Source organism: Gimesia sp. (assembly GCF_048260065.1).
GTDB lineage: Bacteria > Planctomycetota > Planctomycetia > Planctomycetales > Planctomycetaceae > Gimesia.
This window is the reverse complement of record NZ_JBLXHC010000001.1, coordinates 713,919-739,108: the sequence shown is the minus strand read 5'-3', so window position 1 is coordinate 739,108 and position 25,190 is coordinate 713,919. Positions and strand designations below refer to the sequence as shown.

At 51.6% G+C, this 25,190-nt stretch carries 19 protein-coding genes; 8 read left to right on the top strand and 11 right to left on the bottom strand.

The features are described from left to right. Positions 1–5: 5 nt before the first annotated feature. From ligA to ffh, 11 genes are all read right to left on the bottom strand, one after another. Positions 6–2,018, bottom strand: coding sequence for an NAD-dependent DNA ligase LigA (ligA, locus tag ACN0YN_RS02595; RefSeq protein ID WP_417383418.1), 2,013 nt, complete (start codon positions 2,016–2,018; stop codon positions 6–8). A gap of 40 nt (positions 2,019–2,058) precedes the next feature. Next, complete coding sequence (gene gmd / locus ACN0YN_RS02590) at positions 2,059–3,042, bottom strand: GDP-mannose 4,6-dehydratase (RefSeq protein WP_417383417.1); 984 nt, start codon at positions 3,040–3,042, stop codon at positions 2,059–2,061. Positions 3,043–3,168: 126 nt separating this feature from the next. Beyond that, positions 3,169–4,875, bottom strand: a complete 1,707-nt coding sequence (locus ACN0YN_RS02585; RefSeq protein ID WP_417383416.1) for a cation:proton antiporter — start codon at positions 4,873–4,875, stop codon at positions 3,169–3,171. 189 nt (positions 4,876–5,064) lie between these two features. Continuing rightward, positions 5,065–6,543 (bottom strand): aldehyde dehydrogenase family protein, encoded by a 1,479-nt coding sequence (locus ACN0YN_RS02580; RefSeq protein WP_417383415.1) that lies wholly within the window; start codon positions 6,541–6,543, stop codon positions 5,065–5,067. A gap of 238 nt (positions 6,544–6,781) precedes the next feature. Next, complete coding sequence (locus ACN0YN_RS02575) at positions 6,782–8,071, bottom strand: beta-ketoacyl-[acyl-carrier-protein] synthase family protein (RefSeq protein ID WP_417383414.1); 1,290 nt, start codon at positions 8,069–8,071, stop codon at positions 6,782–6,784. Between the two features lie 593 nt (positions 8,072–8,664). Further along, a complete protein-coding gene (locus ACN0YN_RS02570; protein WP_417383413.1) occupies positions 8,665–9,108 on the bottom strand; it encodes a RidA family protein in 444 nt (147 codons plus the stop codon). A gap of 178 nt (positions 9,109–9,286) precedes the next feature. Continuing rightward, a complete protein-coding gene (locus ACN0YN_RS02565) occupies positions 9,287–9,685 on the bottom strand; it encodes a YraN family protein (protein ID WP_417383412.1) in 399 nt (132 codons plus the stop codon). Between the two features lie 107 nt (positions 9,686–9,792). Further along, positions 9,793–10,158 (bottom strand): 50S ribosomal protein L19, encoded by a 366-nt coding sequence (rplS, locus tag ACN0YN_RS02560; RefSeq protein ID WP_417383411.1) that lies wholly within the window; start codon positions 10,156–10,158, stop codon positions 9,793–9,795. 75 nt (positions 10,159–10,233) lie between these two features. Further along, positions 10,234–10,935 carry a tRNA (guanosine(37)-N1)-methyltransferase TrmD gene (gene trmD, locus ACN0YN_RS02555; protein ID WP_417383410.1) on the bottom strand — a complete coding sequence of 234 codons (702 nt, stop codon included), beginning with the start codon at positions 10,933–10,935 and terminating at the stop codon, positions 10,234–10,236. Between the two features lie 43 nt (positions 10,936–10,978). Further along, positions 10,979–11,368 carry a 30S ribosomal protein S16 gene (gene rpsP / locus ACN0YN_RS02550; protein WP_417383409.1) on the bottom strand — a complete coding sequence of 130 codons (390 nt, stop codon included), beginning with the start codon at positions 11,366–11,368 and terminating at the stop codon, positions 10,979–10,981. A gap of 95 nt (positions 11,369–11,463) precedes the next feature. Continuing rightward, positions 11,464–12,942, bottom strand: coding sequence for a signal recognition particle protein (gene ffh, locus ACN0YN_RS02545; RefSeq protein ID WP_417383408.1), 1,479 nt, complete (start codon positions 12,940–12,942; stop codon positions 11,464–11,466). A 632-nt stretch (positions 12,943–13,574) separates the two neighbouring features. On the opposite strand from ffh, the gene leuC reads away from it, so the two are divergent. The 8 genes from leuC (at position 13,575) to ACN0YN_RS02505 (ending at position 24,916) form a co-directional block, all read left to right on the top strand. Further along, positions 13,575–14,996, top strand: coding sequence for a 3-isopropylmalate dehydratase large subunit (leuC, locus tag ACN0YN_RS02540; protein WP_417383407.1), 1,422 nt, complete (start codon positions 13,575–13,577; stop codon positions 14,994–14,996). 60 nt (positions 14,997–15,056) lie between these two features. Then, entirely contained in the window at positions 15,057–15,647 is a 591-nt protein-coding gene (gene leuD, locus ACN0YN_RS02535; protein WP_417383406.1) for a 3-isopropylmalate dehydratase small subunit, read from the top strand. A 91-nt stretch (positions 15,648–15,738) separates the two neighbouring features. Continuing rightward, on the top strand, positions 15,739–16,845 hold the full coding sequence (locus ACN0YN_RS02530; RefSeq protein WP_417383405.1) for an FAD:protein FMN transferase: 1,107 nt from the start codon (positions 15,739–15,741) through the stop codon (positions 16,843–16,845). Between the two features lie 255 nt (positions 16,846–17,100). Then, the gene (locus ACN0YN_RS02525) at positions 17,101–18,342 is read left to right on the top strand and encodes a hypothetical protein (protein WP_417383404.1); all 1,242 of its coding nucleotides are present in this window, start codon (positions 17,101–17,103) and stop codon (positions 18,340–18,342) included. A 124-nt stretch (positions 18,343–18,466) separates the two neighbouring features. Beyond that, entirely contained in the window at positions 18,467–20,014 is a 1,548-nt protein-coding gene (locus ACN0YN_RS02520; RefSeq protein WP_417383403.1) for a Gfo/Idh/MocA family protein, read from the top strand. A 118-nt stretch (positions 20,015–20,132) separates the two neighbouring features. Continuing rightward, the gene (locus ACN0YN_RS02515) at positions 20,133–21,431 is read left to right on the top strand and encodes an MFS transporter (RefSeq protein WP_417383402.1); all 1,299 of its coding nucleotides are present in this window, start codon (positions 20,133–20,135) and stop codon (positions 21,429–21,431) included. 123 nt (positions 21,432–21,554) lie between these two features. Then, positions 21,555–22,364 (top strand): DUF1573 domain-containing protein, encoded by an 810-nt coding sequence (locus tag ACN0YN_RS02510; RefSeq protein WP_417383401.1) that lies wholly within the window; start codon positions 21,555–21,557, stop codon positions 22,362–22,364. Positions 22,365–22,531: 167 nt separating this feature from the next. Beyond that, positions 22,532–24,916, top strand: a complete 2,385-nt coding sequence (locus ACN0YN_RS02505; protein ID WP_417383400.1) for a hypothetical protein — start codon at positions 22,532–22,534, stop codon at positions 24,914–24,916. The last annotated feature ends 274 nt before the right edge of the window (positions 24,917–25,190 follow it).

Genomic DNA, 25,190 nt, shown 5'->3' with positions numbered 1-25,190 from the left:
GCTGATTACGCTTCACCCAGCAGTTCCAGAAACTCGGTTTCCGTTAAAACGGGAACGCCCAGCTCCTCCGCTTTTGACAGTTTACTGCCCGCCTTCTCGCCTGCCACCAGATAATCCGTTTTAGAAGAGACACTGCCTGAAGCTTTGCCGCCATGTTTACGGATCAGTTCTTTCGCTTCATCGCGGGTGAACTGCGTCAATGTCCCGGTCACGACCAGAGTTTTTCCGTCAAGCACACCGGATGTTTCAGCTGTCGTTTTTTCAACAGGGCTTCCCATATTCAGGCCTGCTGACTTTAGATCTTCGATCAGCTGTGTACCAAAATCGGAGTGGAAAAAAGTATAAACTGATTCAGCAATCACGGGGCCGATCTCATCGACGGCAGCCAGCTCTTCAACACTCTGTTTCGCAATTTCGTCAATGGTACCAAACTGCTTTTCCAGAATTCGGGCATTGCTGGAACCGACATGCCTGATATTCAGTCCCGTGAGCAGACGCCAGAGTGGTTGCGTTTTTGAATTTTCAATTCCTACCAGCAGATTTTCGATCGACTTTTCGCCCTGTCGTTCCAGAGCAACCAGGTCCCCGTAATGATCATGCAGTCGATAGATATCCGCCAGACCTTTCAGCAGCTCTTTTTCGAGCAGCTGTTCGATCATCTTGATTCCCATGCCTTCAATATCCATCGCCTGCCGCGAGGCATAGTAACGCAGAGTTTCCCGCACCATGGCAGGACAGTTGGGATTGGGACAGCGGATATACACGCCCCCTTCATCCTGAACCAGCAGGGTATCACATTCCGGGCAATGTGTGGGAAACTCCAGTTCCTGCTGACTGCCATCGCGGCGATGTTCTTCCACGCGGACCACATGCGGAATAATTTTTCCGGCTTTCTCGACAACCACCCAGTCGCCGATCTGAATTCCCAGGCGTTCCATTTCATCCCGATTATGCAGGCTGGCCCGGGAAACGGTGGTTCCCGCAATCTGCACCGGTTCCAGATTGGCAACCGGAGTCACGGTTCCTGTTTTCCCCACCTGAAACACAATCGACTCGGCCCGGGTCACCGCTTCATAGCGTTCCCACTTATAGGCTACGACCCAGCGGGGACTTTTAGAAGTATTTCCCAGTTCCTCCCGCTGATCAAATCGATTGACCTTCAGCACGATCCCGTCGACTTCAAAATCGAGAGTATGCAGATCATCCATCATGGTCTGCACATGATCCATCGTCGTTTTCAGATTGGGAAACGCTTTTACGCCGGGCGTCGCAGGGATTCCCATCTCCTGGATGGCAGCCAAGTAATTAATGTGCGTCTGATAGTCAACTCCCGCCATCGCCCCGATCCCATGGGCAAAAAAACGAATCTTACGTTTCGCACACAGTTTGGGGTCCAGGAGTTTCAGTCCACCGGCGGTCGTATTTCGCGGGTTCGCGAACGGTTCCTTATCCTGTTCCTGCATCTCCACATTCAAGAGCTGAAAATCAGAGTTGCTGATGTAGGCTTCTCCCCTGACTTCCAGCAGTTCCGGGGGATTTTCCGTTTCCAGCCGCAAGGGAACTCCTCTGATGGTTCGCACATTGTGCGTGATGTCATCCCCCTGCTGACCATCGCCCCGTGTCAGCCCCTGGATCAGGCGTCCGTTTTCATAAATCAGGGAAACCGCGACTCCGTCAATTTTATACTCGGCGGTGAGTTCGACCTGGTCCTCCCCCAGCAGTTTGCAGATGCGGGTTTCAAAGTCGCTCAGCCCCTCGAGCTCAAAAATATTGTCGATGGACAGCATCGGCAGGCGGTGGGCAACGGTCTGAAAGCCTTCAATCGGCGCGCCCCCCACTTTTTTGGTGGGGCTCTCGGGGGAATCGTATTCGGGATGATCTGCTTCGAGCTGTTCCAGCCGTTTCATCAACCGGTCGAATTCCCGGTCGCTGATTTCCGGCTTCGCATCCAGATAATACAGACGATTATGATGTTCGAGCTGCTTACGAAGTTCTTCTATCTCGGTTCGAACTGACATGGTACTGATCCCAGCAGGAAGTGGAAAAGAAAGAAATGATTCAGTCAGCAGATTCGTTCAGAAGTTTTTCCTGCTCGGTCCGTTTCAAGTCTGCTTCGACCATCAACCGGGCCAGTTCCTCGAATGACACTTTGGGTTCCCACTTCAGTTTTTCACGTGCTTTGGTTGGATCAGCACACAACAGCTCGACTTCGGCTGGACGATAGAATCGGGGATCGATCTCTACATATTTCTTCCAGTCCAGTTCGACTGCACCAAATGCCGCCTCCAGAAATTCCCGCACGGAATGCGTTTCTCCCGTACCGATCACGAAGTCATCCGGTTTCTCCTGCTGCAGGATCAGCCACATCGCTTCGACGTAATCGCCGGCAAAGCCCCAGTCCCGTTTCGCATCAATATTCCCCAGATACAGTTTCTCCTGCAGTCCCAGCTTGATCCGAGCCACCGCCTGGGTAATTTTTCTGGTGACAAATGCTTCGCCGCGACGGGGAGATTCGTGGTTGAACAGAATCCCGTTGCAGGCATACATCCCATAGGATTCACGATAATTGATCGTCTGCCAGTACGAAAAAACTTTCGCACACGCATACGGACTGCGGGGATGAAAGGGAGTGGTTTCACTCTGAGGAGATTCCACCACCTTGCCGAACATCTCGCTGGAAGAGGCCTGGTAGAAGCGGACCTGTTTCCCGTTCTGCTGTTCGAAATAGCGGATGGCATCCAGCAACCGGAGAGTACCAACCCCAGTCACTTCAGCCGTATAGACAGGGATATCAAACGAAAGGCGAACATGGCTCTGCGCTGCCAGATGATAAACTTCATCCGGTTTCACTTTGTCCAGAATTTCATTCAGATTCGAACCGTCTGCAAAGTCACAGTAATAACAGTTCTCGGGAGGTTCGCCGATACCCGGTTTGCTGCAGGAAGTGATCCCGTGAACCTCGTAGTTTTTACTCTTCAGAAACTTCGATAAATAATATCCGTCCTGGCCATTAATTCCTGTAATTAATGCGACTTGTTTCACAGTACTCTATCCTTGAATTGGGTTCGATTTCTGAATGCAGATCTGTTTCGATTTACTACCTGCAGTGTAGTCGGTTTCGTCGATTTCGCAATACTTTGCCTGCCCACTGCGGCTCTGACACAGTGATCACTTCGATTCATTGCTTTGAGCAGATCGGTGACCTTTGATGTAATACTTCAGGATTTCCCAGCGGCGAATTACTCCCAGCATCCGATGTGGCTGCTCGCGGGAGACTACCGGTAAACAGTCGTATGAATCCTCACGGAATTTACTCCAGACACGTGCCAGGGAATCGTCGGGATAGACTACCGTTTCCAGACTGTTCGCCAGGTCGGCTGCACGCACCAGCGAACCGATCTTCGGGTCAAACAGTGTATTGCTCAAATCCTGATAGCGAATCACGCCCACCACTTCTTCCTGAGGTCCTAAAACCGGAAACGTATTATCGTGGCTGTGCTCGATAAAAGAGATCACTTCATTAAAGGTCGCCGTCTGCGAAATGCCTTTCACATTTTTGCGGTAAAGCTGTTCGACCAGAATCTGGTCTGCCGGCTGATTATTTTCGGAAAGCAGACCAAAGGAGACCAGAAAGCGGCGAATCATTGACTGAAACTCACTGATCGGATCACCGGCCGTATGATGAATCGCGTTAATCAGCGGAACTTCACCCGCCCGCAGCACAGACTGTCGGATCATGATCGGGCCGACAATTTCAAAGAACACTACCGACCCTAAAATGATCGTCTGCAGGTGCCCTCCCAGTACAGGATCGCGACTGACGGCAATCCCGGAAAGCGCAATTGCAGCTCCCGCCTGGGCAAACAGAGTGGTTCCCAGCCACTGGGAGACTTCCGGTTCTTCTTTCCGCATCCGCGCGGGAACCAGAATTCCGATATATTTCCCTAACAGGCGGAACACAATATAACTGGCTCCGACCAGTCCCGCTTCGATGAATTGTGTTGGCTTCAGTTCTGCTCCATGAATAATGAAAAACAGCACGCATAAAAAACCGGTCAGCGGATACAGTTCGGCTTCGACTTTGGGAACGTCTTCCTCTGCCAGTGAGTTCGCGACCGTAAAACCCATCGCCAGAAACGTCAGCATGTAAGGCATACCGGTAGTGCGACACAGGCCCAGAGCGATCGCAATCAAAGCGATAAACATGATCATTCGACGGCTGCCTTTAATGATCGAACTGCCGTAGCTGATCATCAGACCGCCAAACACACCAATAAAGATCGAACCAAAGATATCCAGCCCCAGATGTCCCAGTTGAGTAAACACCGAGTTGTGCTGGCTGTCGCCCTGAAAGAAGTAGACGGCAACAAAAATGATCTCAAAAGCTACAATGGAAACGAGATTGTTCATGGCGACCAGGATCCCGGTATATTCCGAAATCGGTCCTTCCGACTGCATCTCTTTCAACACCAGAATCGTTGTCGCCGGCGCTGTGGCAATCGCAAGGGCTCCCAGAAGAATCGCAGCGCCACTGGATTCACCAACCAGCAGTAATCCGATAAAGACAATAAAGAACGTCGCCAGGATTTCGCCTACCGAAAGGGGCAGGACACGCCGAAACAGTCTCTTCAGGCGCGAGAGCGTAAAATGGTTCCCCAGCCCAAACAAGACCAGCGCCATCGCCAGATCGGTCAGCGGTTTTAACTCTTCCAGGTGCTTATGAGGAATCAGATCCAGCAGCGCCGGGCCCAGAATCACCCCCATTAACAGGTAGGCTGTCACCTTAGGCAGGCGAAACAGCTCTCCCAGAGTTCCTGACAGCAGACCGGCAGCCAGAAAGATTCCCAGTGTAAAGATGATGTGCCAAGAGCCCATTCGAACTTCCTGTTCTTGAGTAATCGATGACCAGATACGGGCCGATTATAGCAGATCACCAGTTTCGGTCGATCCTCAGACTCTAATCCGCGCCAGAAATATTTGATTCTAAACTACTATGTGACAGTAAGTTCGAGCACCTGCCATAACTCCATCTCTTTCCGAAAACGCTTTCCGGGCCTGATCCGTTCAGTCCAGGTTCATCGTCACCGTTTTCAGTTCTGTATAGCTGGCCAGTCCCGCTGCACCCAGTTCGCGCCCGATTCCACTCCGTTTAAACCCGCCAAAAGGAGCCGCAGCGTCAAACACATCATAACAGTTCACCCAGACGGTCCCGGCTTTGATTCGACTGGCCATCAGATGCGCCTTTTTCACATCACTTGTCCAGACGGCAGCAGCCAGGCCAAAATGAGTGTTATTGGCCCGCGCGACCACTTCTTCCACATTCTTGAAAGGCAGGATACTCAAGACCGGCCCGAAGATTTCATCGGTGGCAATTGGCATTTCGTCGGTCACATGATCGAAGACCGTTGGCTCCACGAAGTAACCTTTGGAACCAAAGCGGGATCCTCCTGTGACACACTTGGCCCCGGCGTCGGTTCCTTTCTTGATATAGCTCAGAATTTTTTCCATCTGAGCCTGATCGACCTGTGGTCCCTGTGTGGTTTCCGGGTTCAATGGGTCACCCAGTTTTCGGGCAGCGGCTTTCGCGGCGATTTTCGCGACGAATTCTTCATGCACCGATTCTTCCACAAACAGTCGGCTCCCGGCACAGCAGCATTGCCCCTGATTGAAGAACAGACCGAATTCCGCGCCGGCCACAGCAGCATCCAGATCGCAGTCTGCGAATACCACGTTCGGGCTCTTGCCTCCCAGTTCGAACGTCAATCGCTTCAGTGTGGCAGCGGCATCAGCCATGATGATTTTGGCGGTCGCATCCTCGCCGGTAAAGGCGATCTTATCGACATCCGGGTGTTTCACCAGGGCGGCACCAGCCGTCGGTCCGTAACCGGGAACAACGTTAATGACACCCGGCGGTATCCCGGCTTCCAGCGCGAGTTCCGCCAGTCGCAGACAGGATAGCGGTGTCTGTTCCGCGGGCTTCATTACGATCGTACAGCCCGCCGTCAAAGCAGGCGCCCATTTCCACGCGACCATCAGCAGTGGAAAGTTCCAGGGAATAATCTGTCCGGCAACTCCCAGCGGTTCCCGTCGCGTGTAACAGAAATGATTTCCACGAATGGGAATCGTGGTGCCTTCGATCTTGTCAGACCAGCCGGCGTAATACCGCAGGCAGTCAATGACCAGCGGCAGATCAGCAGCACGGCTGTCGCGGATCGGCTTCCCGTTATCCAGCGATTCCAGCGCTGCCAGCTCTTCGATGTTTTCCTCGATCAGATCTGCCAGACGATAGATCAGCCGACCACGATCGCGGGCATCCATTTTGGACCAGGGACCAGATTCAAACGCTTTGCGGGCAGCTTTTACTGCCAGATCAATATCAGCAGCATCCCCTTCAGCCACTTCGGCGATGACTTCTTCCGTCGCAGGATTAATCGTTGAGAACGTTTTTCCGCTGATCGCATCGACCCATTTCCCATCAATCAGCAGTTGCGTCTGTCGAATCTGGGGGGTGTCTGCTACGGTATCAAGAATCTCTGTCGCCATGACTGAATCTCCTGAGAATATGTTGAGCGTTTAAATTCATCAGGACGTGACTGGATGTCCTGCGAAGACTGGCTGCAGCCTTCCCGAACATTCATTCTGATTAAATTCAATCAGGTTCTCAAGGGGGATGTTCTCATGCGCGCAAAAAAGCTCGAGAACAGACAGAAGAGGGTCGCTGTATAGTAGCGCAGCTTACGTATGAAAGACTGGCTAAGATCTGCTTATTCTATACTGCGTATTAGATCGCCCGCAGGATCGCGGCAGCACTCTGGCCAAACGCGGTTCGGCTGACCGACATGGCAGTATTTTGGGTCAGCGGCCGGACTTCGCCGTGAATCACATCCAGATGACACAAGGGATCGGGAGTTTCGTAATTCAAGGTCGCAGGAGTTGCTCCGTGCCGAAGCGAAAGAATACTCGCCGCCAGTTCAACGGCACCTGAGCCGGCATCAAAGTGACCGAAGTAGCTCTTGAGAGCAGTAATCGGAATCTTGAGGGCGTCGTCACCAAACAGGCGATGATAAGCACGTGCTTCGACCTGGTCATCAATTTTCGTGCTCTTACCGTGTGCGTTAATGTGCCCTAACTGATGAGGCATCAGGTTGGCCTGACGCATTGCAGATTCGACAGCACGTACCAGACCGGTGTCACTTTCCTCGTCGCTGTTGCTGACGGAATGTCCGTCACAGCCAGCTCCCAGGCCGATGACTTCGGCATAAATCTCGGCACCACGACGAACCGCGTGATCATAGTTTTCGACGACAAAAGCAGCAGCACCTTCGCCAAGAATCGTACCATTACGGAACCGGTCGAAAGGACGACAGGCTCGTTTGGGGTCTTCATCCCGGGAAAGCAGATCGATCAGATTCTTACGAGACAGATCGACGGGATTGATGTTCGAAGTGCAGGCACCCACAACCATGCAGTCGACCGCACCACGCTTAATCCATCGCATTGCTTCCGCTAATGCAAGCAGAGCGGATGAATCCTGGCTGGTAATGGTATTATTCGGGCCTTGAGCATTGTGTTCGATCGAAATGTGGCAGGCTGGCATGTTCGGCAACTGACGGAGCATCCAGAGTGGAGTAATCTGCCCCATCGTGTCTTCACCCCAGCGGGTGACTTCGAAGGAATTATCTTCCGCACATCGTTTGACAGCAGCCACCAGCTCATCGGGAGTCGTGGGGATGTGTCCTGCACCAAAGGATACGCCAAACCGTTCCGGATCAACGACACCACGCTTGATTCCGGCATCTTTCACAGCGTCAGAAGCGGCGGAAACCCCTAACTGGATATCGCGCGACATGACTTTCAGGAATTTTTTGTTGTAGACATGCAGTTCAGGATGGAAGTCTTTCACTTCCGCAGCAAGCTTGGAAGGAAGATTCTCGGTCGGAATGGACGTGAGACGATCAATGCCAGAATTACCTGAGCATATGTTCTGCCAGAAGGAATCGATACCGATCCCGATAGGCGATACCACACCAATTCCAGAAATAACAACGCGTGTCTGATTTGACCCAGCCATCTTAGCCTGACCCTCAATCTCCTACAGTAAAACAGTACAAATCCTTTTCCTGCACTGTTTCATCTATAGTTGTAAGATCTTTGAAACCCTCAGCTTAACACATCTGTGCTCAGTACTCTGGGAGTTACTTTTTCAGCTTCTACGAGTTCCTTCTCTATCTATCTATATCGGAAAAAGCCTACCTGAAATCTGAGAGTGATCTCAAACCCTTGAAATAAAACACATAAGCTCTAATGATTAAACAAGTTATATGACAATAACCGTTTAGAGGCCCAGATGTCACCGGGGACAAGACATTGCTCCGGACTGAGCCCGCAGAGCTAAGGAAGGTGCTTTAAAAGCAAGGTGTGGTGAGAGTTAAACTCCCGTTTTCAGGTTGGAAATCCTTTTCACAGGTTCGAGTGAAATCAGCTCAGATCTACTAACATAATTGAGGTCCCCTTCAACTATATCTAGTATCTGAGTGATACCAATCGGTATGTATTACACACTTTGCTGTTCAGTTTGTCAAGCGATTTTCCAGAAAAGCTGATTTCTCTGATACTTCCGATTTAAAGTCGCTGAACTCCCTGACCGGCATTCTCCCGATCTTTTCAGGCATCTTTGATCTCAAAAACCGCCTCAATCTCCACGGCAACACCCGTTGGCAATGCAGCGAATCCCAGGGCACTGCGGGCATGATAGCCGTCTCCGGTTTTGCCGTACAGTTCGTGGAACAGATCGGAAGCACCGTTAATCACCAGGTGCTGATCAGTGAAGTCAGGAGTCGAGTTCACACAGCCCAGCAGTTTGACGACCTTCAAACCATCCAGACTGCCATGTTCATCGCGGACGGAACGCAGAATCTTGATTGCACAATCGCGGGCTGCAGCCTGACCTTCTTCCACAGAAACATTCTCGCCCAGCTTTCCCTTCTGATCGCTGACATGTCCCGATGTCATCAGCAGATTACCGCTGCGAATGCACAGATTCAGATATCCTGGTTCAATTGGTTCAAAGACCAGACCTAACTCAGCCGCTTTTTGTTCAACAGACATTCTCGACTCCTTCATTTGCAAACAGTTTCTCAATCGACCAGAACGAACTGCCAGACCGCAGCCGTCATCCCTGTAACATCAGCTTTCGACAGCTTCCTACCGCATCGCTGAAAACGCACCTGTCACCAGGGACAGAGCCAATGTAGAAGGATCGAGAGCAGATTACAATCCTGCGAGATCACGTATAGAACTGGAACTCACCAGAAGGGGCAAACGCATTCTGAAAATGCTGGATTTCCGGTTGCGACTGTCCAGCGCTCCAGAGTATTGAGATCACATCAAACCGGGCCGGCTGCGTTAAAAGCTGCTGTTTTTTCAGAAAGACACCTGCCAGACGGGTCAGTTGTTTCTGCTTCTGCAACGTTACCGCCTCAAAAGGCTGGCCTTTCGCATCGCTCTTGCGGGTTTTGACTTCGATAAAGACGACCGTCTCACCATCGAGGGCAATCACATCGATTTCCCCCTGTTCCGTGCGGTATTGCCGGGCAATGATCGAATAACCCAGTTGTTTCAGAAAGCGAACGGCAGCCCGTTCGCCTTTGTCTCCCAGTAATCGACTAAGCCATTTTCCAGCCATACGCGAATACCGCCAACCGGGGTAAAGCCGTCCCATGCTAAGAGTATATCGGACAGCTGATGCAGGAGCACTGAAACAATCTCAGTGCTCCTGTTGCGTTTTCGATATTACTCTGAGTCTTTAACTTTAGCGCGGCGTTCGACCAGACGGGTTGCCTTACCAACGCGATCACGCAGGTAGTACAACTTGGCGCGACGGACGCGGCCATGTCGTTTGATTTCCAGCTTGGCGATCTTGGGGGAATTCACGGGGAAAATTCGTTCCACCCCTTCACCGGCAACGATGCGACGAACGGTGAAGTTTTCACGTGTTCCACCACCCCGACGGGCGATAATTACGCCACTGAAAATCTGGATGCGCTCTTTGTCACCTTCCTGGATTCGTGTATGCACATCAACGGTGTCGCCGATTTCAAACTGAAGTGGCTCTTCGCGAAGGCTGGATGCTTCTACTTTTTTCAATAATTCCTGCATGACTCAAAGTCCTCTTGGTACATTCTCTGGAGCCCTGACCAGGACACCTCTGATGCACTGTTTACAATATCTGGTTTAAGTTGAATTTGATTCCGATTCAGTTAACAGATCGCTGCGTCGTTCACGAGTTCGCAACACGCTCTGCTCATGACGCCAGCGGGCTATTTCCTGATGGTTTCCACTTAACAATACTTCCGGAACTTCCATTCCACGAAAGTTTTGAGGCCGCGTGTACTGCGGATATTCCAACAGGCCTGATTCCGAAAAGGAATCGTATTTGGCACTGCTTTCATCACCCAGTACTCCCGGAATTAACCGGATCACGGTCTCAATAATCAACATGGCCGGCACTTCCCCTCCATTGGTAATGAAGTCGCCTGCCGATATTTCCATTGGCTCAAGACCAATGCGGATTCGTTCGTCGAACCCTTCGTATCTTCCACAAAGTAAAGTCAGTTGTCGTTCGTTCGATAATTCCTGCGCCAGACTCTGATTCAATGTCCGCCCCTGGGGGGTTAACATGATCAGTTTACCAGGCTCAGGAACAACTTCCCGAACATGCTCTACACATTGAAACACCGTGTCACAGCCAATCAGCATTCCCGGTCCACCACCATAAGGGCGGTCATCTACCGAGGCATGTTTGTCTGTGGCCCAGTCTCGAAAATTCCAACGCTGAATCTCAACCAGTTGATTCTGGATGGCCCGTTTCAGCAGGCCCTGCTCCAGATAGCTGTCAAACAGTTCGGGAAACAAAGTCAGAATATCGAATCGCATAATGCTCTCTCAGAGCGTAACTGTTTCAAAACAACTCGGACAATTACTCTTCCGAGGGAGTTTCTTCGGCAGCAGCTTCTTCTGAACCGGCTTCGGTTGCTTCTGCTGATACTTCTTCTGGTTCCGGCTCGGGAGCTGGTTCTTTCGGAGCAGTCAGAGGTGCAGGAGCAGCCGCTGTACCAAATTTGTTTTTCTTGACCTTCTTGATCAGTGTGGCCACGTTTTCAGATGGCTTGGCACCCACTGACATCCAGTAGTCAACGCGCTCCATATTGATTTCAACGCGTTTTGACTTGTCGGCAACCGAAGTGTCGTAGGTTCCGATTTCTTCAATTGCTTCTCCATCACGCTGTTTGCGTGAATCCATTACACAAATACGATAGAAGGGGCGATGCTTACGTCCCATTCTCTTCATACGAATACGAACTGCCACTAAATTCTCCTTTAGGAAACAAACTCTTATCTTATGGAAGATACAAAATATAGCGATAGACGCTCAGTCAAAAACAGCAAACACCGTCAGTCCGACTAACGGTTTTTCTTTCGCTGCTTCTTCTTGTTTTTACGATCTTTTTTCTTTTTCTCCCGCAGCTTCAGAGGATCACCCCCCCGCTTGCTGCGTTCTTTTTTCTTGTTCATGCCTCCCATCGGGTCCATCATGGCACCCGACGAAAGTTCTCGCATGGCTTTCATCTTGTCACGCATGCCCATGCCGGCCATTTTCTGCATCATGCCCGCCATGTTGTTGAAATCTTTCACCAGACGACTGATATCCGCGGGGTTCGATCCACTCCCCATCGCGATACGGCGACGACGACTGTGGTCGATCAGACTGGGGTCTTCCCGTTCTGCCGGGGTCATCGAACTGATGATCGCGTCGATCCGCTTCATTTCGGAACCAGGATCGACATCCGGATTCGTATCCATCAGACCGCCCATACCGGGAATCATTTTCATGATCTCCCGCATCGGCCCCATTTTGCGGATGGTTGCCATCTGCTTCTGGAAGTCATTCAGACTGAATTTTCCGGCAGCCATCCGATTCTGCAGATCGGCGGCTTCCTCTTCATTAAACTGTTCCTGCGCTTTTTCCACCAGGGAGACGACATCGCCCATCCCCAGGATACGGCCTGCCATCCGGTCAGGGTGGAACTGCTCCAGACGGTCCAGAGCTTCGCCGACACCGATAAACTTGATCGGCACGCCGGTTACTTCTTTGACACTCAACGCAGCCCCGCCACGCGTGTCACCGTCCAGCTTGGTCAGGATGACGCCATCCAGTTCCAGAGCTTCATTGAATGCTTTCGCACTGTTGACAGCGTCCTGCCCGGTCATCGCATCACAGGCAAAAATCACCTGGTCAGGCTGGAGCTTGCGTTCAATCTGCTCCAGTTCTTTCATCAGGTCAGCGTCAACGTGCAGACGACCGGCGGTGTCCAGGATGACGGTATCAACATTGCCCAGTTTTTTCGCCTGATTCAATCCGTTCTGACAGACTTTTACCGCATTATTGCCATCCGGTGCTTCCGCATGGACGGGAACGTCGACCTGACCGGCAATCACTTTCAACTGCTCAATCGCCGCGGGACGCTGCAAGTCAGCGGCGACCAGCATCGGCTTGCGTCCCTGCTCTTTCAGCAGGCGGGCCAGCTTACCACAGGTGGTCGTTTTACCCGACCCCTGCAGACCGCACATCATAATCACGGTAATCCCTGAGGGCCGGAATTTAAAACCGGGCTCAACAGGCCCCATCAGGTTGATCAGTTCCTGATGGACAATACCGACGATCTGCTCATCGGGTCGAATCGATTTGAGAACTTTTTCACCAACCGCCTGCTCGGTAACCCGTTCAATGAAGCTGGTGGCGATCTCGTAATTAACGTCTGCTTCCAGCAGTGCCTGTCTGACTTCGCGCAGTCCGTCCTTGATATTGCCTTCGGTGAGTTTCCCACCACGGGCAAGACCGCTGAGTGCACTTTTCAGATTGGAAGTTAAACCTTCAAACACGTTACAAAACCAGACCGTTAAGAACTAAAATCGAATTTATTTTTCCATTGGGGATGCCAGACAAACCTGCTTCACCGCAGCTCAACTATGATAGAACCTGAGCGCAAACCCAGAACGTAAGCCGAACAACAACAGTAAGTTAAGGCATGCCGCCTGCTCCCCGGTCATTGTCAGTGTTCTCAAAGTTATGGTGAGGCAATAACTTGCATCAAGCCGTGGAGTTTAAAAACTGCCTGAACAATACACAACGGTTCCAGCACACCTTTTTAAAATTCTTGTCCCATTTACTCTGCAAAATTCCTACAATGTAGTAGAGAAAGCGGACAAACCTGCAATAATGTCACTATTCCACTCCCGGCAGGAACACAGGATTCTTTGGTTTAACTGTGATTTCCACCCGCCTGGCGGGAGATTTTTGGATTTGTCAGGCTCGGAAACCTTATATTTCGTCCTTGTTTTGTGTAAGGTTTCTGATCACGTTTTCTGATCTGGCACTTCGTGTGATCATGGGTCCATGAAGAACCAAACCGCTTCCAGCGTGTCAACGGGGAACACGCCGGTTTTCGTCTGCATTCAAAGCCTGTTTTCCCTCTGTCATTCTCTATTTGAGTTGAACGAAACAAAGAAAAAAGATGAGTAATACAAAAAATCTGTTCGATAAAGTCTGGGATTTACACTGCGTCAAGACTCTTGAATCGGGACAGGATCAGCTGCTGATCGGCTTACACCTGATCCATGAAGTCACCAGCCCGCAAGCATTTGAAATGCTGCGTGACCGGGGCCTGAAAGTTCTCTTTCCTGAACGCACGATCGCCACCGTGGACCACATTGTCCCCACCCAGAATCAGGCACGTCCCTTCGCCGATCTGCTGGCAGAAGAAATGATGACCGCCATCGAAAAGAACTGTGTCGAGTTTGGGGTGACCCTGCTGGACGTTAACGACAGCCGTCAGGGTATCGTACACGTCGTCGGACCTGAGCAGGGGCTCACACAGCCCGGCATGACGATTGTCTGCGGCGACAGCCACACCAGCACCCACGGTGCCTTCGGTTCGATTGCTCTGGGAATCGGAACCAGCCAGGTCGCACACGTACTGGCCACCCAGACGATGGCACTCGGACGACCTAAAGTCCGCCAGGTTGTTGTGAACGGCGAACTGGGTCCCGGCGTGACTGCCAAAGACGTGACGCTGTATATCATTCGCAAGCTGGGCGTCCAGGGGGGCGTGGGTTATGCCTATGAATATGCAGGAGATGTGTTTGATCGCATGTCGATGGAAGAGCGCATGACTGTCTGTAACATGAGTATCGAAGGGGGAGCCCGTTGCGGATACATCAATCCCGACCAGACAACAGTCGATTACCTGAAAGGTCGTCCGTTCGCCCCACAGGGAGCCGCCTTTGATAAAGCCGCTGAATGGTGGCTCAGCCTGGCTTCCGGACCGGATGCCAAATTTGATGATGTCGTGGAATTTGATGCCGCCGACATCGAACCCACCGTCACCTGGGGCATTACTCCGGCACAATCGGTCGGCGTTTCTGAAAAACTGGCCCCCATTTCCAGCTACCCCGCTGATGAGCAGACGCTGATTAAAGAAGCGTTCCGCTACATGGAACTGGAAGAAAACCAGCCCATCAAGGGACAAAAAATCGATGTCGCCTTTATCGGCTCCTGTACCAACTCCCGAATTTCCGACCTGCGAGAAGCAGCGAAAGTCGTCGAAGGACGTCATGTTGCCGAACATGTTCGAGCACTGGTTGTTCCCGGATCACAGTTGGTCCGCAAGCAGGCAATTGAAGAAGGTCTGGACAAAATCTTTTCCGATGCCGGCTTTGAATGGCGTGAAGCAGGTTGCTCAATGTGCCTGGCGATGAACCCGGACAAACTGGTCGGAAACGAACTCTGTGCTTCATCCAGCAACCGGAACTTCAAAGGTCGCCAGGGGAGCCCAACCGGCCGTACGCTGTTAATGAGCCCGACCATGGTCGCAGCCGCAGCCATTAATGGTTGTGTCACCGATGTTCGGGAACTGCTCAGCCCCGCGACTGTCTGATTGATCGCTGGTATCACTCAATAAATCAACTCGATTGCATAGATCATAAAGAACAGAATCATGAATAAAGTAGAAACCATCACGGGTACCGGAATCCCACTCTTACTGGACGACATCGACACCGACCGGATCATCCCCGCTCGCTTTTTACGCTGTGTCACATTCGAAGGCCTCGGCGAACATGCGTTCGAAGACGACCGCATCCAGGACCCGGATCACCCCTTCGACAAACCAGAATATCAGGAGGCTTCTATCCTCGTGGGAGGCCGTAATTTTGGTTGTGGCTCCTCGCGCGAGCATGCACCGCAGTCACTGATCCGCTGGGGCATCCAGGCGATTATTGCGGAATCCTATGCAGAAATCTTTTTCGGCAACTGCACTTCCCTCGGCGTACCCGCCGTCTGTGCCAGTCGCCAGAGCCTCGAAGCATTAGACAAAGCGATTAAAGAGAATCCCAAGCAGGAAATCTCCGTTGATCTGCTGACCATGAAAATCACCTGTGGCGATCAGCAGTTTGACTGCACCCTGCCTGACAATGCACGCGCTGCTCTGACTTCAGGGACTTATGACTTTTTAGCGCAACTGCTGAAAAGCACTTCCGAAATCAAAGAGCGGGCTGCTGACGTTCCTTACTTCACCTCATTTGCCTGAGCACCGGACACAGTCGCTCCTCTGCGATTACAAAGGGGAGCGAGCTCTGCTCGAATCAGGCAAACGTTGACTCAAATTCAAATGTGCTCCCATGCCTGAGAACAAAACGAACAGCAATCGTCGCGATTTCCTGACAGGACGCATCCTGAAACAGGCGATTGAGAATTCCGGCAACGATCTGGCCGATTATCTCAATCAGGCAACAGAAGAATTCGCTGCACCTGCAGGTGGTTCCACCATTCGCCTGAGTACCCGGGCGATGGCAACGGAATTCGCGATGGTCATGAATCCGGGGCCCAGCCAGCAGGTCATGCGTGCTTCTGATGCGCTCGACCTGATTCATGAGTACGAACAACTCATGACGGTCTACCGCAGCACCAGCGAGATGTCGCGAGTCAATGCTGCAGCAGCAGACGGCCCTGTCAGTATGGATCCCCGCCTGTTCGAGATTCTCGACCGCTCCCGCCAGATCTGCATCGACACCGAGGGGGGCTTCGATCCATCCTCGGGACCTCTCATCGCATTGTGGCGGGAAAGCCGACTGTCTGGACGCCTGCCAACTCAGCAGGAAATTGACGACTGCCTGCAGCATACCGGCATCGATCAGTTTCTGTTCGATCAGGATGCCAAAACGATCCAATATAAATCCCCGGAGAATGAACTGAATCTCGGAGGCATCGGCAAAGGCTATGCCCTGGACCTCGCCGGTCAGTTCCTGAAGTCAGAAGAACAGGAAAACTGGCTGTTTTATGGCGGTTTCAGCAGTATTCTTGCGACAGGCACACACAACGAACTGCCAGGCTGGCCCGTGGGCATCAAAAACCCGCTCTTCACCAGCCAGCGACTGGGCACCATTCTGCTGCAGGATTGTGCCATGTCGACCAGCGGTTCTTCAGTACAGCATTTTCGACATCAGGGACAGCGTTACGGACATATTCTTGACCCACGAACAGGTTGGCCTGTCTCGGAATTACTGTCTGTAACGGTTATTGCCCCTGATGCTGCTCTGGCGGACGCGCTTTCCACTGCTTTTTACGTAATCGGCATCGAAAAGGCTCTGGAGTATTGCGAGAAGCATACTCAGGTCGGTACGATTTTAATTCCCCCCCCTGCCCAAGGCAGAAAACTCAGCCCGGTAATTCGAGGAATTCCCAATGAGTTTCTGTTCCTGGATCGCGACCAATTGTTGTCACAATGATTTGTCGCTATAAAGGATTCTTTGAAGAACAGGTTCGTAGAACGCACGTTTTTCAATAGTGATTTGCATAATTGAAAACGGTAAGACGGCTGAATTTGAGTCACCCGACTCTGAATTCATGTTCTTCCAGGAAGTATCAACGCCAGGGTACGAACCACAGACGATCAATCCTTTTGAGGATTTGATCACGTCAAAACAGTCACACAGAATCAGATTAACGAAATTGAAATCCCCTGAAAAAAAGAGGGTTCACGAGTGCAAGATTTAAAGAAAATAACAGGGATTGCAATCCTGTTCATCGTCGTTTTACGTCTCAGTATTGGCTGGCAGTTGCTTTATGAAGGCCTCTGGAAGATTGACACGCTCAGCTCCAATCGTCCCTGGACGGCCGCCGGCTATCTTAATAATGCGAAAGGACCGTTTCGGGACCATTTCCGCAACATGACCGGCGATCCCAATGACCTCAACTGGCTTGATGCAGACAAGGTCAAAGCCAAATGGCTGGGCTGGGAACAGCGTTTCCTGAACCACTACCCCAACCTGACCGACGCTCAGAAATCCCGTCTGCACCAGATGGTCAGCGGCAGCGATTATTTCGCTGCAGAACTGAGCGCCTTGCCTCCCGGCGTCGAATTTAACGGCAGCCTGGGCGAAGTCATCAAGTTTGACCCCGAAAAAGAGCGGTTAATCGTCGATGGAAAAAAACATCTCACACCGGCTGAAAAACAGCGGCTGCAGAATATGGTCCCCGTGAAAAAAGGCCCCAATGGCAAACTAACGGGCGGGACTCCACTTGATCGTGAATACTACGAGGCTGTTGACAAAGTCTACGCCCGTTCTTCCCGACTCAGCTATGTCGAGAAAATGCAGGCTTCACTGCGAGGCAACCCGGAAATCGCAGGACAGATCGATATCGCACAGGAAGGCACCATCGACGGAAAACGCGCTGGAAAAATCGAGCAATACAAAGTCGCTCTGGATCGCTACGAGCAGCGGCTTGCCAAGGCAGATCAGGACTTTAAGGTAGACCACCTCGATAAAATCTGGGCTGAAATCCAGGGAATGAAAGCCAGTCTGGTGAATCCCATTCGGGCCATGGAGGACGAAATGGAATCGGAAGCCAGCCAGCTGCTGACTCCGGAACAGTTGGCAGCAGGACCTGTTCCCCCCGAAAATACACAGATCCATCGTGTGAACATGATGACCATTTACAGCCTGACAATTTTGGGCGTTCTGCTCCTGATTGGCTTTGGGACCCGGATCGCAGCGATTGCCTCAGCGGGTATGCTGCTCTCGTTCTACCTGGTCATGCCTCCCTGGCCGGGAGTTCCTCCTGTCCCGGGACCTGAACACAGTTTTATCATTAATAAGAATATGATTGAAGTACTGGCTTTACTGGCGATTGCCGCACTCCCCACGGGAACGTGGTTCGGCATCGACGGTCTGGTTTACCGCTTTTTCCATAGTCGAAAAAACAAGCCAAACAAAACCAACTGATTCAGTACATTTTACGTAAGAAATGAAGGTACATCTAACAAACGCCTCGTTTCCCGCCTATAATTAACTAATTATCACTCTCTACGGATCACAGCTACGCATCGCGTACCAGGAGAATCATAAGATGAATCTGACTCCCGAACAGGAACAAATCGGAAAAGATAACTTCAACGAAGCCGTCTCTTTTACACGTCGTGACTTCCTCACGACGGCGGCAGCAGCCGGTACCGGATTAGGTGCAGCCTATTTTGGATACGAAGAGCTCAAAGGTAAACCAGTCAAAGTCGGTTTCATCGGCACAGGGGATGAAGGCAGCGTGCTGATCACGCAGCACCCCGAAAATTACATGGAAATCGTCGCGATTGCAGACCTGCGTCCCACGAACCGCAAGAAAGCATTTCACGGTCACGGCAATGTGCACCGTGTTGGTCTGATTAAAAAACTGGGCGAAGAAAAAGCATCCAAAATCAAACAGTTCGACGATCATAAAAAACTGATCGCCGCAAAAAATGAGCTGGGCCTGGAAGCAGTCGTCATCGCGGTTCCTCTCAGCCAGCATGCCCCCATCGCCATGGCAGCTCTTGATGCCGGCCTGCATGTGCTTTCTGAAAAACTGATGGCTCACAACATCACGGAATGTAAGCAGCTCATCAAGAAAGCTAAAGAAAAGAATCTGCTGCTGGCTGTCGGCCATCAACGCCACTACAGCGTGCTGTATGACAACGCAAATCAACTCGTAAAAACCGGCCTGCTGGGTGACATTCGACACATTCGCGCCCAGTGGCACCGCAACAACAGCTTTCCTGAAAGAGACAGCTGGCGGAAAGATGTTCCTAAAGAAGACGAAAAGGCGCTCGCCCAGACAGTCAAAGAGTATGGTTACGACAACATGGACGAACTCATCAACTGGCGTCTGTACAACAAGACGGGCGGTGGATTGATGGCTGAACTGGGTAGCCACCAGTTGGATGCCTGCAGTATCTTCCTGGGTAAAGTTCACCCACTGGCAGTCCAGGGATATGGCGGGAAGAACTTCTACGGCGTCAAAGGCATTGGTTCCAAGGACAAACAGGAAGACGATCGTGAGATCGATGACCACGTTTATGTCACCTTTGAATTCCCTGGCCCACACTACGATGCCGAAACCAATCCCCGCGATATCTGTATCGTGACTTACTCCTCGATCAACACCAACCGCTGGGAGCCTTACGGCGAAACCGTGCTCGGCAGCCGTGGTACTCTGATCATGAAGACAGAAAAAGAAGCACTGCTCTTCAAGGAAGCCAGCCCCTCAACGGGTGGTGGCGGTCCCGATCAGCGTCTGTGGGTTATCAAATCCAGCGATGGAAGCGGACCGGTCCTGGATGCCTATGAAACGACAGCACCTTCGGCTGCCGCTTCAGACACAACCAAAGCCATGGGCGATGAAATCAGCCGTGGATACACCGAAGAAATGGAACATTTCTGTCATTGTATTCGCACGGACAATCACAGCGAGCCTAAAGATGGTGGCCTGAAATGTAACGGAACCGTCGCGATGGCCGATGCCATCATGGCATTGACTTCCAACCTGGCCATGAAACACAAGATTCGCATCGAATTCAAGCCCGAATGGTTCGATCCCGAAAACCCGGCCACACCTGAAGCAGATTTTGCTGACAAACTGGCCTGATCGCAGTCTATTGAATTCAGACTCAATTTCGATCATGATTCCACAATGCCGAGGAATAAACCCCTCGGCATTGTTTCTTTTTAAATCGTCATCGCAACCACTGTAAAAGGGGAACCACGTGTCGAAAGGACGCAAGGCAGGTCTGCTTCTCATCTTTGTTACGGTCTTTATTGATCTGCTCGGTTTTGGAATCGTATTACCGTTACTCCCCCGTTACGGCGAACACTTTGAAGCAGGCGGTGCCACACTCGGCCTGTTGATGGCCTCCTTTTCCGCCATGCAGTTTCTGTTCGCTCCCGTCTGGGGCCGGATTTCTGACCGCGTGGGACGTCGCCCGATTCTCATCCTGGGACTTCTGGGGTCCACATTTTTTTATGGCATGTTCGGTTTCGCCACTTCGCTGGGCAAAACGGGAATGTTCCTGGGGATTGACGCACTCTCATGGTTATTTATTACGCGAATTGGTGCAGGAATCGCTGGCGCCACAATTCCCACTGCGCAAGCTTATATCGCGGATATCACCGGGCCTAAAGAACGCGGCAAAGGGATGGCCCTGATCGGTGCCGCCTTTGGGATCGGATTTACTTTTGGTCCTCTGATTGGCGCTGCCTTTGTTTCCGCAGAAACAGGCGCCACCCCCAGTGCAGCGCCGGGCTACGTTGCCTGTATACTTTCCGGGATTGCCGCCCTGCTCTCGATTTTCATTCTGCCCGAATCCCTGACGAAAAAAACATCCGATTCGCTCACAAAACGCCATCACTGGTTTGATATCGCCAGCTTTCGCCATGCCTTGACACAACCGCGAATCGGACTGATCCTGCTGGCGATCTTTCTGACGACCTTCGCGTTTGCCCAGTTTGAATCGACACTCTCACTGCTGACCCAGGAACTTGGCTTCGCAGCCCGCAGCAACTTTTTCATCTTTGCTTACATTGGTTTCATATTAACTCTCAGCCAGGGAATTCTGGTCAGACGACTGATTCCCAGACTGGGTGAATATCGCATGGGACTGATTGGAATCGTCCTGATGGTCATCGGCCTGCTGCTGATCGGCGTTGCCGGTAACTCCGGGTCCTACACGATGCTGTATGCAGTGCTCCCCATTTCAGTGATTGGATTTTCCGCAACGACCCCTTCCCTGCAGTCCCTTCTATCGCTGAATACTTCAGACGAAGAACAAGGCGGCGTACTGGGAGTCGGCCAGAGTATCTCAGCCCTGGCACGAATTCTAGGCCCCCTCGCCGGCATCATCCTGTTTAAGGGAACCAAAGGAGATCTGATCCCAGGCAGCATTACAGCCCCCTACTGGGTCGGAGCCGGGATCATGCTGCTCGGCCTGATCCTGATGTCCACCCTGAAATCAGGATCGACTGACACGGAATCAGAACCCGAAATCTCTTCACCGGCTGAAACTTAAGCGCTTTCGCAGCTCACAGCAACTGATAGAAACCCGGTCTTGTCCTGTTTTTCAGATTGTGTTAATGATACGCGCAAAGTTAGCTAAAACGACACGATAGACACTCTTACGGGCACGGATGCCATGCGCAATAATCTCTTCAAATCAAAATGGACCCGCAGTATTCTGCTGGCTTTCGCTGTCTCCCCTTTCATAACAGCCAGTTTCGCGCACTGGTCAGGCTCTCGCGTGCAGGATTCGCTGGCAGCCGAAGAGAAACCCGCTCTGGCATTTGAAACTTACCTGGTGAATACCGGCATGGTGAAAGAGACGACCCGGGTCGTCGGTGCCCGTTTTCGCTTCAAAAATCTGAGCGAACATACCGTGACCGTCACAGAGCTCGTTCCCAGCTGTGGCTGCCTCAAGCCGCGACTGGAGAAAAAAGTCTATCAACCGAATGAATCGGGTGAATTCCAGCTGAAAATGGAAACAGCCAGTGAATCCCCCGGACAGAAGGAATACTTCGTCGACTTCAAATACGAAGACACCCAGGAACGCTCCACGCGATTGACTTTTAAACTGGAATTACCGGTCCGCAGACTGGTCGTCAAACCCAAGGCGCTGGTGATCTATCAATTCACACCAGGTCGAACAACTCATCCACTCACCGTTTCTGACTTCCGAGGCGGTAAGGATTTTGAAATCACCAGCGTGGAAAGCACTTCTAAATTTGCCCAGGTCAAACTGGCGGAACGCGAGCTGGAAAAAGGGGTCACCTCACAGAAACTCGAAGTCATTGTGGAAGACCTGGTCCCCCCCGGAAAACATGAGGGGATGATCGTCATCAAAACCAATGACCCCGATTTCCCGGAACTCTATGTCCCGATTATCATTCAGGGTCCGGACCAGAAAACTGCCCTGCAGAACCTGCCCCGCTCTCCTAAAGCCAATTAGAACAAGCACTTCACACATCTGATCGATTTGTGAGTCATTTTTCTTCTTTTTGGATTTTTCTGCACATTTTTTGTACGGAGAGCACGCGTCAGCCCCACTATTTATGGGTAGAGAAACCGAACTTTCCTGGTTTCATCCCATGATATTCTATTACTCAATGGTGCTGTATGCGTTTAACACTACGAACTCTGATTGCGTATCTCGACGATGTTCTCGAACCTTCTCAAATCAAAGAGATCGGCCAGAAACTGGATGAAAGCAGCTACGCTTCTTCCCTGGTGGAACGCATCAAGGACGTCCTGCGCAGACGCCGCCTGACAGCTCCTGAAGTCGAAGGGCCCGGCTCGAACCCTGATCCGAATACTGTTGCAGAGTATCTGGACAACACCCTCACACCAGAAAGCGTTGCTGACGTAGAAAAAATCTGTCTGAATTCAGATGTCAATCTTGTTGAAGTTGCCGCCACGCATCAGATTTTAACGCTGGTGCTGGGTGAACCCGCGACCGTCAACCCGGACACCAGAGATCGCATCTATGCTTTGGGACCTGTAGCGACAAACCCGCAGACAGAAGCTGCCTCTGCCGGTGCAGCAACCTTACCAGAATATTCGACACCAGACTCATCAAAGGCAGCCCCGCATCCTTCTGCAGCACCACTCAGAAATCCAACACCAGCTAAACAGCAGACAATACCAGCAGAAGAACCCGAACCATTCTCTTCACGTATCCCTGACTACCTGAAAACGAAACCACTCTGGAAACGGGTGACACCATATTTCCTGATCCTTCTGGCAGCCGTAGTCTGGGCGGGACTCTTCTTCAGCGACGAGGCGCTCTTCCCGAATCTGTTCTCAAATCGCGACAATTCGCCTCAATTAGCCAGCAATACCGTAGAAAACCCGGAAGTAGATCTGGGACCGCCTGCAGCAATCAATCAGCCGGAAAAAGCGACTGAGCCAAAGTCCCCTTCCGCTCCTGAAAAAAATGAAGAACCGACCGAGAAACCTGCTGTCCCAACTCCAGAGAAAAAAGAACCGGCAGGCGAAGCAGTGGCGATGAATTCGAAGCCTCCCGCATTCGATCCTCCCCCACCTGCAGACGCCGAAACAGCATCCACAACCAAACCGGTTCCCGCAACGCCTCCGTTAACAGAACCATTACCGATTCCGCCTACTCCGGAACCGGTACCACAATCAGGAAAAACTGAACCTGCTCAGCCCACACCGACTGACAGCAATGCCGTTGCTTTGAATACCGCCAACAGTAAGCCAGCAGCACCAGCGCCACCAAAAATCGAAATGGCCGACGCTGCCGAACAGGCACCGGCTGCACAAATCGAATCGGAAGACGGTTTCTTCCTGGAACGGGTCGATAAAAAACACGAACTGGCAGATAAAAACGACTGGGTCATCCTGTCCAAAGTCAGCCCGATTCAGGGAGGGGCCACCATCGCTTCCCCTGAACCGTTTACTGCCAGAATCAATATCCCTGAAGCACTTTGCAAAGTCGTACTGCTTCCCGGAACCGCAGTCACCTACACCGGGAAGAACAAAGCGGCTGACATGGGCTTCCAGATCCAGGAAGGTCGCATTCGCATTGAAGCATCCCGTGGCCTGAACGATGCCCGAGACGCAGCCGGCCCGGTTCTATCCATCAAAGTAAACGACGAACTGTGGCGCATCGACCTGGTCACCAGAGACAGTGTCTGTGGGATTGAAATTGTTCCGGTTCAGCCCCATAAACCCGGACAGATTCCTGACGCAGAAAGCTACACAGGCATTCTGTTTGTTTATTCGGGCATGATTCGCTTTTCTGACGGAAAAGGAAAAGTCCAGACCATCGACGCCGGACACTGGATGTCTCTCTCAGCCAGTGATCGGGCCAAGGGACTGGTCAATCCCTCCGATCGGCCCAAACCACTGCGTGTCCCGCACTGGGTGGAACCCGATTACAAAGACAACTCCTATCTCTCGCGTCGTTTAATCGCCGCTTTCGCCAAAGAACTGAAAGATGGTCAGCTCGTTTCACTCACCATGCCGGCGATCACCAAAGATCTGAAACCCAATGTGTCTGACCTGGCCACCAAGTCACTGGCCCTCACAAACCGGTATCAGGAACTGGTGAAAGTCCTCAATGAAGTTGATCACCACGAATCACGGATTGCCGCGATTAACGGCATCCGCAACTGGCTGCTCCGCGACCCGGAAAATGGCAAGCTGCTGAATGAAGCTCTGCAAAGCCAGTTCTCCCCGCAGATGGCAGAAATCCTGGAACGCCTGCTCTGGGGATTCCAGCAGGAAGATGCCCAGGACCGATTTATCTCGGGCCGGCTTGTGGAATGGCTGGAGAACAACAATGTCGCTGTTCGCGAATTGGCCTTTAATTACATCAACGAGTTAACAGGACGCACCGTCGACTACTCGGCCATCGCAACACCGACACAACGACGGGCCACAGCACGCCGCTGGTTTACTCATATTGAAAAACATGGCTCATTACTTGATCCACAGGAAGCCAGCCCGGCTTCTCCAGATAAACCAGCCCTCCCGTAACAACAATGACAATTCCTGTCGGCAGTACCTCAGATTCTCCCTGTTGAAAATGTTCTATCTTCATTTTCAACAGGGACTTGTGTTCCAAAATAATTTTCAGTCTTCGTCGATTTTTTGAGCGGATTTAGAAAAACTCCTCTTGCTGCAATTTTCGTGGACTGCTATCTTTCCTGCACTTCTCTCCCAGTCATATCTGATTGACTTTATCAAACCTTAAAAATCAAATTTCCCCAATCCATACCATTTTTCCGACAGCATGAAATTCAGAACAGGA

What these genes read in the sequence shown, in the direction of transcription:
- ligA (WP_417383418.1), bottom strand. Translation starts at nt 2,018, where the DNA reads ATGTCAGTTCGAACCGAGATAGAAGAACTTCGTAAGCAGCTCGAACAT.
- ACN0YN_RS02585 (WP_417383416.1), bottom strand. Translation starts at nt 4,875, where the DNA reads ATGGGCTCTTGGCACATCATCTTTACACTGGGAATCTTTCTGGCTGCC.
- ACN0YN_RS02580 (WP_417383415.1), bottom strand. Translation starts at nt 6,543, where the DNA reads ATGGCGACAGAGATTCTTGATACCGTAGCAGACACCCCCCAGATTCGA.
- ACN0YN_RS02575 (WP_417383414.1), bottom strand. Translation starts at nt 8,071, where the DNA reads ATGGCTGGGTCAAATCAGACACGCGTTGTTATTTCTGGAATTGGTGTG.
- ACN0YN_RS02570 (WP_417383413.1), bottom strand. Translation starts at nt 9,108, where the DNA reads ATGTCTGTTGAACAAAAAGCGGCTGAGTTAGGTCTGGTCTTTGAACCA.
- ACN0YN_RS02565 (WP_417383412.1), bottom strand. Translation starts at nt 9,685, where the DNA reads ATGGCTGGAAAATGGCTTAGTCGATTACTGGGAGACAAAGGCGAACGG.
- rplS (WP_417383411.1), bottom strand. Translation starts at nt 10,158, where the DNA reads ATGCAGGAATTATTGAAAAAAGTAGAAGCATCCAGCCTTCGCGAAGAG.
- trmD (WP_417383410.1), bottom strand. Translation starts at nt 10,935, where the DNA reads ATGCGATTCGATATTCTGACTTTGTTTCCCGAACTGTTTGACAGCTAT.
- leuC (WP_417383407.1), top strand. Translation starts at nt 13,575, where the DNA reads ATGAGTAATACAAAAAATCTGTTCGATAAAGTCTGGGATTTACACTGC.
- leuD (WP_417383406.1), top strand. Translation starts at nt 15,057, where the DNA reads ATGAATAAAGTAGAAACCATCACGGGTACCGGAATCCCACTCTTACTG.
- ACN0YN_RS02530 (WP_417383405.1), top strand. Translation starts at nt 15,739, where the DNA reads ATGCCTGAGAACAAAACGAACAGCAATCGTCGCGATTTCCTGACAGGA.
- ACN0YN_RS02520 (WP_417383403.1), top strand. Translation starts at nt 18,467, where the DNA reads ATGAATCTGACTCCCGAACAGGAACAAATCGGAAAAGATAACTTCAAC.
- ACN0YN_RS02510 (WP_417383401.1), top strand. Translation starts at nt 21,555, where the DNA reads ATGCGCAATAATCTCTTCAAATCAAAATGGACCCGCAGTATTCTGCTG.
- ACN0YN_RS02505 (WP_417383400.1), top strand. Translation starts at nt 22,532, where the DNA reads ATGCGTTTAACACTACGAACTCTGATTGCGTATCTCGACGATGTTCTC.